Source organism: Anaerolineales bacterium (assembly GCA_030583885.1).
In the GTDB taxonomy this organism is placed as follows: Bacteria; Chloroflexota; Anaerolineae; order Anaerolineales; family Villigracilaceae; genus Villigracilis.
Map to the genome: position 1 here is coordinate 1,633,218 of CP129480.1, position 12,206 is coordinate 1,645,423.

14 protein-coding genes are annotated in these 12,206 nt (G+C 54.7%); 13 read left to right on the top strand and 1 reads right to left on the bottom strand.

Features of this window, described 5'->3' with window-relative positions; translation table 11 throughout:
* Positions 1-26 precede the first annotated feature (26 nt).
* The 12 genes from QY332_08155 (at position 27) to QY332_08210 (ending at position 8,957) form a co-directional block, all read left to right on the top strand.
* Entirely contained in the window at positions 27-818 is a 792-nt protein-coding gene (locus QY332_08155; protein ID WKZ37900.1) for an NBR1-Ig-like domain-containing protein, read from the top strand.
* Positions 819-831: 13 nt separating this feature from the next.
* A complete protein-coding gene (locus tag QY332_08160) occupies positions 832-1,863 on the top strand; it encodes a CAP domain-containing protein (protein ID WKZ37901.1) in 1,032 nt (343 codons plus the stop codon).
* Positions 1,864-1,951: 88 nt separating this feature from the next.
* On the top strand, positions 1,952-2,824 hold the full coding sequence (locus QY332_08165) for a patatin-like phospholipase family protein (GenBank protein WKZ37902.1): 873 nt from the start codon (positions 1,952-1,954) through the stop codon (positions 2,822-2,824).
* Positions 2,825-2,848: 24 nt separating this feature from the next.
* Positions 2,849-3,076: a hypothetical protein gene (locus QY332_08170; GenBank protein ID WKZ37903.1), complete on the top strand. Its 228-nt coding sequence runs from the start codon at positions 2,849-2,851 to the stop codon at positions 3,074-3,076.
* On the top strand, positions 3,060-3,719 hold the full coding sequence (locus QY332_08175; protein WKZ37904.1) for a hypothetical protein: 660 nt from the start codon (positions 3,060-3,062) through the stop codon (positions 3,717-3,719). The genes QY332_08170 and QY332_08175 overlap by 17 nt, the downstream gene beginning before the upstream one ends.
* Before the next feature lie 76 nt (positions 3,720-3,795).
* Positions 3,796-4,950 carry a L,D-transpeptidase gene (locus tag QY332_08180; GenBank protein WKZ37905.1) on the top strand — a complete coding sequence of 385 codons (1,155 nt, stop codon included), beginning with the start codon at positions 3,796-3,798 and terminating at the stop codon, positions 4,948-4,950.
* Between the two features lie 54 nt (positions 4,951-5,004).
* Positions 5,005-5,730 (top strand): cytochrome c biogenesis protein CcdA, encoded by a 726-nt coding sequence (locus tag QY332_08185; GenBank protein ID WKZ37906.1) that lies wholly within the window; start codon positions 5,005-5,007, stop codon positions 5,728-5,730.
* Positions 5,731-5,810: 80 nt separating this feature from the next.
* Complete coding sequence (locus QY332_08190) at positions 5,811-6,821, top strand: DUF2085 domain-containing protein (protein WKZ37907.1); 1,011 nt, start codon at positions 5,811-5,813, stop codon at positions 6,819-6,821.
* Complete coding sequence (gene pgeF, locus QY332_08195; protein ID WKZ37908.1) at positions 6,821-7,603, top strand: peptidoglycan editing factor PgeF; 783 nt, start codon at positions 6,821-6,823, stop codon at positions 7,601-7,603. Before QY332_08190 ends, pgeF begins: the two co-directional genes overlap by 1 nt.
* A 32-nt stretch (positions 7,604-7,635) precedes the next feature.
* On the top strand, positions 7,636-8,376 hold the full coding sequence (locus tag QY332_08200) for a YggS family pyridoxal phosphate-dependent enzyme (protein WKZ37909.1): 741 nt from the start codon (positions 7,636-7,638) through the stop codon (positions 8,374-8,376).
* The gene (locus QY332_08205; GenBank protein WKZ37910.1) at positions 8,373-8,636 is read left to right on the top strand and encodes a YggT family protein; all 264 of its coding nucleotides are present in this window, start codon (positions 8,373-8,375) and stop codon (positions 8,634-8,636) included. The genes QY332_08200 and QY332_08205 overlap by 4 nt, the downstream gene beginning before the upstream one ends.
* Positions 8,637-8,648: 12 nt before the next feature.
* Entirely contained in the window at positions 8,649-8,957 is a 309-nt protein-coding gene (locus QY332_08210; GenBank protein ID WKZ37911.1) for a DUF167 domain-containing protein, read from the top strand.
* An 86-nt stretch (positions 8,958-9,043) separates the two neighbouring features.
* Here QY332_08210 and QY332_08215 read toward each other — a convergent pair whose 3' ends face one another.
* Positions 9,044-11,467 carry a tetratricopeptide repeat protein gene (locus tag QY332_08215; protein WKZ37912.1) on the bottom strand — a complete coding sequence of 808 codons (2,424 nt, stop codon included), beginning with the start codon at positions 11,465-11,467 and terminating at the stop codon, positions 9,044-9,046.
* A gap of 69 nt (positions 11,468-11,536) precedes the next feature.
* On the opposite strand from QY332_08215, the gene QY332_08220 reads away from it, so the two are divergent.
* Positions 11,537-12,205, top strand: coding sequence for a class II aldolase/adducin family protein (locus tag QY332_08220; protein ID WKZ37913.1), 669 nt, complete (start codon positions 11,537-11,539; stop codon positions 12,203-12,205).
* Position 12,206: the final 1 nt, after the last annotated feature.

A 12,206-nucleotide genomic window follows, 5' to 3' on the forward strand; every position in this document is an offset into this window, starting at 1 on the left:
TATGATAATGGCGTCTGAGGCACTGCATGAAATTGAACCTGATAACAATATTGACACTTTTGCTGGTTTCCATTTTCGCCGTAAGTTGTGGAGGCTATCCGGATGCGGGTGAGATGGACGTGGACAGTCTATTAACTGCCGCGGTTGGCACCATGGCGGCGTCCTTTTTTGAGACACAAACCGCCATGGTTACGCCTGAAACGGTTACAACAACTTTAACGATGACGCCCCTGCCCACGTTTACGCCGTATCCAGCGGTCACACCGCAATCGGCAACGCCAACCTTCATTTTTTATATCGCCACGCTGGGCACATTGACACCCGCCACACCGACGGCCAGCGGCACATTGCCGACTGCAACGGTTAATCCAAACGTGCTGGCGTATGGATGCAACAATCTGGCGTTTGTCCGTGACGTGACCATGCCGGCTGGAACTGCCCTGCAAAAGAATCAGGATTTCACGAAAACCTGGAAGGTGCAAAACACAGGTACATGCAATTGGATGTACCAATACAGGCTGACGCTGCTCTCCGGTGATGGCTTGGGAGCTTCGAGCGATGCCATCCAAAAGCAGGTGGCGGTTTGGAGCTGGGCCGAGGTCTCGGTGCGCGGAACCACGCCTAAAAAACCAGGCACCTACACCAGTTATTGGCGCATGATGGATGGCGGCGGACATATGTTTGGCTCCACTCTGGTATTATCCTTTGTTGTGGTGGAGCCGACAGCAGTGCCGTCCACCAATACACCCCAGCCACCGTTTACGAATACACCTGAACCAACGTCCACTTTTACCGAGACGGCTTTACCGGAACCCTAAGTTTGATTTGTTTATGAAAAAACCGATTCTTTGCATCATTTTCCTGACACTTCTTTTATTGACCTTGAGTCTTTCCCTGCCAGGGGAAGTTTCCGCGCGCCCGCTGCCGGAGCAGATTACCTTGCCTGCCCAGATGATCGCGGCAGTGAATGGCCTGCGTCTTTCCTATGGACTTCCCACGCTGGCGGATCATCCCATTTTGATGCAGTCCGCCCAGTCACAGGCGGATTACATGGCGGCAACCGGGAATGTGACCCATGCCCGTCCGGGCGGAACAACATACACACAGCAATTGCTTGCCCTTGGTTTTCCATTGGCGGGCGATCTCTCGCTCGGCGGATTCCGCGCAGAAAATATTTTGAGCACGTATGGTCCCCTTGACTGGAACGGTGTCCCGCCGGGCTGGCAGGATGATGCGCATATGAATACCATGCTCTCGCAAAATTTCACGCATATCGGCGCGGGGATTTCGCAATCGGGCAATTCATATTATTACGCCGTGGATACCGCCGCGGTGACCGGGAGCGGTCAAATGCAAAGCGGCGCCCCGTCCATTCTGACCAGCGTTCCAGGCGGGGGGAATGAGTCTGCGGGGGTGAGCCAGTTCATGGTCCCCGTCACGATCAGCACGGCGCGCCCGGATGGGGATGTGATGCACAAGGTACAATACGGCCAATCACTGTGGAGCATTGCCATTGCCTACGGGACGACCATTATTAATATTCAGGCATTGAACAACCTTGGCGATGATTTGATCATATATCAAGGGCAGGATTTACTCGTGTTGAAATCTGCCACGCAACCTGCCCCATCCGCGCCTGAATCAACCGCGACATTTGAGGTTACAGAAACCGTTGTACCCACAGCCAGCCTGACTGCAACATCCATGCCGCTACAGGATTCCACGATCCCTGTGCTGGAGAATATTGAGCCATCCGCCTCCAGCCCTGGTTCGTCACGGATACTGGTCGTGATATTGATCATTGCCGCGTTCATGGGGGCAGGTGTGGCGGTTTGGTTGATCCGCGACCCGAGTAGTTCATAGGAGGAATTCCTGGACCATGGCGAAAGGTATAATCCCCGCCTCCAACCCTGTCTATTCATAGGAAATACAGAGAGGTTTTATAGAAAAAATGGATATCACCCTGGCTTTAGGCGGGGGCGGCGCCAAGGGCAATGCCCACATCGGTGTCCTTCGCCGCCTCGAAAAGGAAGGATACAAAATTCGTTCGGTCGCCGGCACATCCTTTGGCGGGATGGTTGGCGTGTTTTATGCGCTTGGCAACCCGCCTGCGATGATACAAAAAATCTTTGAAGAGGTGGACCAGCGCCACCTCTACGGACGCGACCCCGAGGATGGACCGTCCCTGCTTGGGTTTGCTGGCGTGCGCAAAATGCTGGAACGCGTTCTTGGCGATAAGACCTTTGACGACCTCCACATCCCCTGCGCCGTCAGCACGGTGGACATCATCAACGGCAGCGAAGTCACCCTTGCCGAAGGCAGGCTGATGAATGCAGTGCTTGCCACCATTGCCCTGCCGGGGATTTTTCCTGCACAATATCTAGATGACTGGGAATTGGTGGACGGCGGCGTCTTGAACCCTGTCCCGGTCTCGGTGGCGCGTGAGTTATCACCGGATTTGCCGGTTGTGGCGGTCACACTCAATGGTGAATTGGGTGTTCCGGTGCACAGATACAGCATTCCAGTGCCGGGCATTTTGCCGAAGCCCATCGTGGAGCGTATTGCCCGCATCTCACTGGCCCAATCCCTGGATGTCTTCCTGCGCTCGGTGGATGTTTCCAGCCGCGCGGTAGCGAACTTTCGCCTGCAATTGGATAAACCGGATGTCATCATCCGTCCCAAGGTGCAACACCTCAGCATTCTCGATCAGGTTGTGATTGCAGATGTCGCGCAGCTGGGCGAAGATGCGCTGGAGGAAGCCCTGCCGCAGCTCAAACGTGCGGTTTCCTGGCATGCCCGCATGGGCAGGAAACTTTTTGGATGACCGATCATTGCAACAGGTAAATAAATGACCCGTGATCTTCGCAAATACATGAAAGATACAAATGTACGCATTTTGATCGGTGCGTTCCTTTTGCTGTTCATCGTCGGGCTTGGCTTGATCTGGGTCATTTATGGCTTCGCTGCGGCAGTCAGCGGATTTCTCTGCCTGCTCGGCGCGCTGGTCCCCATTGCCTTAATTTTTCTTTCTTTCTTTGGGCTGGATTGGATCGTAAAACGTGCAAACCGCGACTAACACCAAACTCACGGCCTTCCATGAATGGACATTGCGCGTCCGCCCGTCGAAATCGGAAAATCCGCGCCTGTTGTTGCTTTTGCACGGCTGGACGGGCGACGAAAATTCCATGTGGGTCTTTATACGTGGACTTTCGCCCGAGTACTGGATCATTGCTCCGCGTGCGCCGCATCCCGCTGAGCCAAGCGGCTATTCATGGAGACCGCTTCAACCCGGGACGTGGGGCAGGCCCAGTTTCGAGGATCTTTTTCCCTCCGCCGAGGCATTGGTCCGCCTTATTGACGAGTACGCAGCCTCGGTCAAGTTGGATGCGTCTCAATTCGATGTGATGGGATTTAGCCAGGGTGCGGCGGTGGTCAATATGCTGGGCATGCTTCATCCGCAGCGTGTTCGAAAAATGGGCGTGCTGGCGGGCTTTGTCCCATCCGGCCTGGACGACTACATCATGAAAAAAACGCTGGCGGGAAAAACCATTTTTGTAGCGCACGGCACAAAGGATGAAATGGTTCCGATTGACCGTGCCCGCGAATCCATTGGGTTGCTTGAACAGGCTGGCGCGCAGGTCACCTATTGTGAAGATGAAGTGGGGCATAAATTGAGCGCAGGATGTTTGAGGGCGCTGGAAGGCTATTTGCAAGATTAATGCGCTCTAACCGTGCCGTTGACGCTCGTTTTATTTGAAGGTATGCTTGTCGCAGAAATTATTTAAAAGGTGCCGTATGAAAACAGAGGTCTCACGACGTGATTTTCTAAAACTGGCCGGGTTCGGTTTGGGCGCACTGGCGTTCCGGCCGTTTAAATCCCTTGCTCTCGAATCCTTATATACGCCAAAGCGTCTGCCTCCATTCCCCGCCAGCGAGATCATCGGGCGTGTGGTGGATAACGGGGTGGACCTGCGCAGCCGCCCCACCAATAATCCGAACGTTGACACTTCCATCGGCAAACTTGGCGCGGATACGCTCGTGGAATGGGGGCGCGAGGTGATCGGCAATGTGGTCGGCGGTTTGTCAAACCAGCGCTATGTGGAAACGCCGCAGGGCTATATCTATGGCTCGGTGGTCCAGCCCACGCGCAACCGTCCAAATACTCCGATAACGGAAATCCCCGCCGGACTGCCCGGCTTTTGGGCGGAGGTGACCGTTCCGTATGTGGATCTTGCGCATGAGGGCAATCTTGCTTCGCCGTGGCTGAGGGATCATATTGACTATCAATTTCCACCGCGCTTGTATTATGGCCAGGTGGTGTGGATGGACCAGATCCGCCAGAACAATGGCTTTGTGGAATATCGTTGGAACGAGGACGCCAACGGGCGCGGCTATGGGTATGGCGGCGGATATGGCGAATTTTTCTGGGCGGACGGCGCAGGCTTCAAGGTCCTGACTGATGCGGATGTATCCATGATCAGCCCGGATGTGGACCCGAACGAGAAGACCATCTCGTTGAATTTGGACTATCAAACATTGTCCTGTTTTGAGGGAACTCGTGAGGTATTCTTCTGCCGCGTTTCCAGCGGGAAGAGATATGACCCCGTCACCGGCGAGGTGGTCGAAACATACGCCACCCCGGCAGGCACATTGCTGACCCACTGGAAGATCATCTCCAAGAACATGACCGCCGGAGATGAGGCGGCTGGTTATTCCACTCCGGCAGTGCCGTGGTGTACCTTTATTCAAGGCGGCGTTGCCATTCACGGGGCGCACTGGCATAACGCTTTTGGCGAGCGCCGTTCGCATGGGTGCGTCAACGTATTGCCTGAAGATGCAAAATGGATTTTCCGCTGGACATCACCCCATGTTTCCCTTGCAGCCGGCGAGGAACGCAGAAACCTTCCCGATTACGGCACAATCGTGAATTCGAAGGAAACCAAGTTCTAATTTGGAACAGCTTAAGATTCCCCAAATGACTTCAAAAGTCTGAAAGTGACATTCATGGAAATTTCTCAAATCAGCATCGGGCTGGCTTTTCTGGCAGGCTTGGCCTCCTTCCTCTCGCCCTGTGTTTTCTCGCTTGTGCCAGCCTACGTGGGTTATCTCGGCGGACGCGCGGCAGGTGCCGCGACCTCACAGTCCAGCCGCTGGCTGACCTTTTCACATGGCCTTGCCTTTGTGCTCGGCTTTAGCATTGTGTTTATTACGCTCGGGGTTGCGGCATCCTTCGCAGGCGGCCTGTTGTATGACCTGCGCTACTGGCTGGCGAAGATCGGTGGCATTGTCGTCATCATCTTCGGCCTGCATATGATCGGTGTCTTTCATATTCCATTCCTTTCATACGATACGCGCGTGCAGAAGGCGCCCGATCCAAAACTGGGTTATCTTTCATCCGCTTTAATGGGTGTGTTCTTCTCGGCGGGGTGGTCTCCCTGTGTGGGACCTGTGCTCGGCGCGATTCTTACACTTGCCATCAACGGCGGATCGGTCTCCCTCGGGGCCACGCTGCTGACCTTCTATTCGGCGGGTCTGGCAATTCCCTTTTTGATCGCCGCTCTAGGCATTGGCTGGGTGACCATCACCTTGAAAAAATACAACAAGGTCATGCGCTATGTCGAGATTGCAATGGGTGTGATACTGGTTATTGTCGGTGCGCTTCTTTTTACCGGTATCTTTGAGTTGATTGCCCAGCAGGGCCAGTTTTTCTGGGTGGATTTCGGCATTTAGCCGCCTGATGCATTCCCCCGTCCCGCAGGTTCGTGACCCGTCACGAACCTGCGGGACGTATCTTATTACAGGAACGATCCATGCTTAATGTGACTCTCTACACCCGCAAAGACTGCAAGCTCTGTGATGAAGTCAAGGCAGATTTGCTCGAACTTCAGGTGCACTATCCGCACCGGCTCATCGAAGTGGATATTGATTCCGATCATTCCCTTGTGGAAAAATATGGGCAGATCATCCCCGTCGTGGAGGCCGGACCCTACTCGCTGAAGGCGCCCATCACGCGCCAGAAACTGCAGGCAACCATCGGCGCCGCGGCGGATAGAAAAAATCAACTGGAAACATTGGAAGACCCCGAATATAAAATGCGGGTCAGGAAGGGACAGACAGTGACACCCGGAGACCGGGTTTCATTCTGGATCGCCAGGCGTTATTTGCTTGTATTGAATTTATTCATGTTCCTGTACGTCGGCCTGCCCTTCCTCGCCCCCACCTTGATGAAGTCTGGCGCCGAACTGCCCGCACAGGCCATCTATCGAATATATAAACCGCTCTGCCACCAGTTCGGTTTCCGTTCCTTTTTCCTCTTTGGCGAACAGCCTTTTTATCCGCTGGCGGAGGCGGGTGTGAGCGGGGTTAAAACGTTCGAGCAGGTGACCGGCATTGCCAATCTGGGCGATCCCTACAGTTTCACCCGCTTTGAAGCCCGCAATTACATCGGGGATGACGCGGTCGGCTACAAGGTTGCCTTGTGCGAACGTGACATCTCGATCTATCTTGCACTGCTCGCATTCGGTGTGCTGTTCGGCGCAACGGGACGCCGTTTTAAATCATTGCATTGGATGTTTTGGCTGCTGATCGGCGTGGCTCCCATCGGCCTGGACGGATTTTCACAGCTGTTGAGCCAGTTCAACTGGGACTGGTTCGCTTCCCTGATCCCATACCGTGAAAGCACGCCCTTCCTGCGCACGCTGACAGGCGCGCTCTTTGGATTTACAACCGCCTGGTTCGCCTATCCAAACATCGAAGAATCCATGAGCGAAACGCGCCAGTATTACATGAAAAAATTTGCAATCAACCAGGCCTCGGAATAATGCCTTTTCATGAACACGGGAACCTGCGCTATTACAGCTTTGATATCTTCTCAAATTCGGTAACCCAGGCTGTTTTTACCCGCCGTGGCGGCGTAAGCCCCGCTCCCTGGCAGTCGCTTAATCTTGGCGGATCGGTGGGGGACGAACCCGCTCATGTGGTCGAGAATCGTATCCGTTCGTTTGACGCGCTTGGACGCGCCCACGCCTCCATCCATGACGTGTGGCTGGTCCACGGTACGGACATTGTCCACGCGGATTCACCTCGCGCCCTCGATCAGCCCGCGCACAAAGCGGACATCCTCCTTACCGATAATCCCGAGGTAACTCTCTTCATGCGCTTTGCGGATTGCGTCCCGCTTTTATTCCACGACCCGCATAAACAGGTGATCGGCATTGCCCACGCCGGCTGGATGGGGACGGTCAAAGGCGCAGCCAGGAGCGCCATAAAAGGGATGCAGTCCCGTTACGGTTGTACGCCTGAACATATTGTTGTGGGTATAGGTCCATCCATATGCATGAATCATTACCAAGTCGGCGAGGATGTTGCATCGCAATTTCGGAGGAAATACGGAAGGGACGCAGAACGCATTTTGCAAACCATTAACGGAAGCACACGCCTTGACCTGTGGACGGCAAATGTGATTCAACTGCAAAACGCAGGCGTCGAGCGGATTCAGGTTTCGGGTCTGTGTACAGCCTGTCAGCTGGAGGATTGGTTCTCGCACCGGGCGGAAAAAGGCCAAACGGGCCGATTCGGCGCGTTGATGGCGTTACACGCTTGAGGTCCGCGGAAGAGGCGGGGTACAATCAAGCTATGAGCGAACTGGTTGAATCCATCCGCGAACGGTATTTAATGACGCTGGATAGGATCACATCCGCCGCTAAAAAAGCGGGACGGGATCCTGAATCCGTCAAACTGGTCGTGGTCACAAAAGCCCAGCCTGTGGAGGTGGTGCGCGCGGCGATCGAGGCAGGCGTGATAATTTTGGGGGAGAATTACGCCGAGGAAGGTGTTATGAAACTTCAATCCCTGCATGAATTTTCTGCGGTAGAATGGCACATGATCGGTCACGTGCAAAGCCGCAAGGCGCAGCTCGTGGCTGGGAACTTTAACTTTTTACATTCCCTGGACAGCCTGAAACTTGCCAGCCGCTTGGATCGGTTTTGCCGCGAAGCCGGACGGACATTGCCTGTTTTGCTGGAGTTCAACGTGGGCGGCGAGGATAGCAAAGGCGGCTGGAGCGCGTGGGATGAAGCGGGCTGGCAGGAACTGGCGGATGAACTTTCAGCGGTCATCGCCCTGCCAAATTTGAAGGTGCGCGGACTGATGGCCATGCCTCCGCTGGGCGCCACGCCAGAGTTTTCACGCCCGTACTTTCAGAAGTTGCGGCGATTACAGGATTACCTTGCGGCGCAGTTCCCGCAGGCGGATATTTCCGAACTTTCGATGGGGACCAGTTTCGATTATGAAACAGCGGTGGAGGAAGGCGCGACCTTCGTGCGGGTGGGCACGGCGATCGTCGGTCCGAGAGAAGATAAAACGGAGGTTGAATGAGTTTTGAGTTTTTGGCTTTGTTCATACGGGTGGTCGCCCAGCTTTTCATTTATATTGTGATCGCTTCGGCGCTGCTTTCGTTTTTTTTACCGCCCTATCATCCGATCCGCGAGGTGCTGGGACGGATTGTGGATCCGTTCCTGAACCCGATCCGCAGCCTGATGCCGAGGACGGGCATGGTCGATTTCAGTCCATTGATCCTGATCTTTGCCGTCGAAATCCTATCACGCATTTTTATCTCCATCCTTCTTTCCATATAATCGAGGTGAACCATGCCCAGAAAATATGTCCTTCATGACGGCAAACGCGGATCTGCCTTGGCGGTGCGGGTGACGCCGCGCGCAAGCCGCAACCAGATCGTCGGGATGTTGAACGATGGGACGATCAAGGTTCATCTTGCCTCCGAACCGGTGGACGATAAATCGAACCTTGAGCTGGTTGTATTCCTTGCGGAAGTGCTTGGCGTGCCCAAATCCCGTGTGGAAATCGTGGCGGGTGAAACGGGCAGGGACAAACTGGTTTCCGTATTGGACATGGACGTTGAGACGGCCCACCAGCGCGTTCTCGCGCATATGGATTGAGATGTCTTGAGATTTGAACAAAAAGATGAGGGACTTCCAATAACGAATGTCCCTCATCTTTTTGTTTATGTCCTGCCGGTAAATTATTACGGTTCAGTCGCCCCGTACAACCTTTTATAGATCACATAAATTTCATAAATGTTACGGATGTAATTCCGGGTTTCCTCGAAGCGCACACTTTCCAGGAACAGGTCGGGGTCATCGCCTGCAAGTTCCTTCCATTGCAGCGCATTGCCCGGTCCGCCGTTGTACGCCGCAAGCGTTGCATAGAAATCGTCGTTAAGCAAGGTGCGGTTCTTGGCAAGATAATGCGTGCCGAACATCACGCTCACAACAGGACGGTACAGGTCGCTGTCCGTGTAGTTGAGCGGCTTGTTGAGCTCCCCGGCGATCTGCGCCCCGGTGGACGGGATGACCTGCATCAGTCCGCGCGCACCGGCGTTCGAGCTGACAAAACCTTCGAAGAAACTCTCCTGCCGAATGACACTGAACGTAAACAGGGGATCGAGTCCGTTCTTTTGCGACTCGGGAATCACCAGGTCGGAATAATACAATCCATAGCGGATGCGGCTGAAATACGCAGGCGCCAGCATGGATTCAGCGTGATCGTTCATCCCGGCCAGCGTCAAGACCTGGCGCGCCGCAAAGATGGCCGAGCGGTACATGCCCAGGTCCAAAAGATAATGGGTCAGGCGGTAACTCCCGACGGCATCCTGTGCATTTTCCAGTTCGATACGCAGGTTTTCAAACTCGAAACGCGCTTTTTCGTACAAACCCAAATCCCAATATTCCCTCCCCCGAATGACGCGTGCATCCTCGGCAAGGGCCCCGAGTCCATCCAGGGCCACATCGGAGCTGAGGTCGAACGTCAAACGCATCCAGGTATCTGCATCGCGGCGCTCGGCGGAAAGGTCCGAGGCAAGGTTTGGCGAAGACACGGGCAGGAACGGCGCACGCTCCATTAATATGTCCCTGGCGCGCTCACTGTAATAGCCGCCGGGGTTTCGGTTTTGTCCCTCGCGCCATGCAGTCTGGGCGGCATTTGCATCCCCAAGTTTTTGCTGTGTTTTCCCGATCCATAAAAAGGCGCGGGACTGATCCCTTGCAGATTCGGACAATACCAGACTGCGGTTGAAGGATTCCAGCGCGGAGGTGTAATTCCCCTGGCGGTAATAAATGATGCCCATCAGGAAGACCGCATTGGAAGCCTGCAGCGTGCCGGGGTATTCATTCGCCACGCGCGCCCATGTCTCCACAGCCTTGTCGTATTGGCCGTCGCGTTCATAAATGCGCGCCGCGCTCATCAGATAATCCGTCGAGAGTGTGGTGTTGGGGACCGCGTTCGCAAAATCCAATAGCGTTTGCGCGGCAGTGGAATACAACCCTTTTTGCGCCCATTGAATGAACGCCTTTTCGCCCCAGGCGTCACCCCAGCGCGGATGCGCGGGATAGCCTTCGATAAAGGTGGTGTAATCCTGCAAGGCCTCGTCGTAGAAACTCAAATTGCGCCGGGAGAGCGCGCGGTAATAATAGGCCGTGCCGTCGTTATTTGCGGGGTTGGATGAAAGGTGGCGGTCAAAGGCGGCGATGGCCACCACATATTGCCCGGCAAAATAATCCACCAGACCGCGGTCCAGTTCACTGACTGTTCCGCCGCCGTCCAATAATGCGACCAGGCTGAGATAGGAATAATAGGACAGCGGATAATTTTCCACTGCAAAACGGAATTTCTCCAGCGCCGCATCATTCTGACCGAGGCTCTGATACACCAACCCGGACTCGTACATCGCCTGAGCCTTGATGAAATCGTTGGGCGCGCGCGCAATGATCCCATCGTATAATGCCAGCGCGGAATCATATTTTTCCATGCGCGTGTACGTGGATGCAACTTTTAGATCGAGGCTGATATCATCGCCGAGGGCGGGCGCCTGGATGGCGGCGGTATACGCAGACAATGCCTCAGCGAAATTCCTTGTGCCGAAGAGCGCGTCGCCGCGCAATTCCTGCACGTAGGCGTCCAGATACCCGGGCCGCAGGACGAGGTAGGTCTGCCATGCATCCGCCGCGGATTGATAATTTTCAAGGCGGTAATACACAATTCCCTGCAGATAATACGCCTGCCCAAGATGCGGGGATTGCGGATACTCCGCGATGATGGTTTGCAAGGCAGACAGCGTTTCGGTGTAGCGTTCCTGTGCAAAATAAATACGCGCCTGTCCCCATATAGCGCCTGCGCGAATCAATGGATCGGGGGAGTCTTGCAGGGCAATCTGATAGTGCAGCAGCGCGGTGTCGTAGTCGCCATGAAACAGGGCAATGTCTCCCACGCCGACACGGGCGGTGGGGAGCGGTGTGGGCGTGATGGTTGGTGTGAATGTCGCTTCAGGGGTGGGGGGAAGGCTTGGGGTTAACGTCCAGCCGGGAGGAATGGAGGGGAGGTTCGGAAAGGCGGAACAAGCCGCCATGACAGCAGCCAGCCAAACTCCGAGAAGGATGCGAATGTACTTCATCCTGTTTTTATACTGGTAAAAGACAGACGCGTCAAGCGGGGTTATTAATCGAGTTATAATCTCACAACCATGCTGAATTTCCCCGCTGCCTCCCCAGAATCAGACCTGCGCCTTGCCATCATCGAGTGCGGGCGCATCGCCTATGGGCGTCATTTGATGACTTCGAATGATGGCAATATTTCCACGCGCATGGCGGATGGAAATATTCTCATCACGCCTTCCGGCATTTCAAAGGGACGCTTGAATCCGGATGACATGCTTGTCGTCGATCTGGAAGGCGGCGTGATTTCATCGAGGTCGGACCGCAAGCCATCCTCCGAAACACCGATGCATCTCGAAGTGTATAAATCCCGCGCAGATGTCCATGCGGTGCTGCATGCCCATCCCATTTTTGCGACCTCGCTTACAATTGCCGGCCTCGATTTTCCGGTGGACGTGCTGCCCGAAGTGCTGCTTACGCTGGGGGATGTTCCCATCACCGAATACGCCACACCATCTTCGCATGAGGATGCCAATGTGATTCGCCCGTTTTTGAAGGCCTATAATGCCATGCTGCTCTGCCAGCACGGCAGCCTGACGTATGGAAAGAATCTCGACGAGGCCCTGATCCATCTGGAACGCATCGAGCATGTTTCTGAAATCTACTGGCGCGCAAAAATGCTTGGCGAAGTGAAGCGTGTCCCGCCCGAAGCGCAGACAAAACTGATCGAACTGCGCGAAAAATATTCCAAAGGATAAT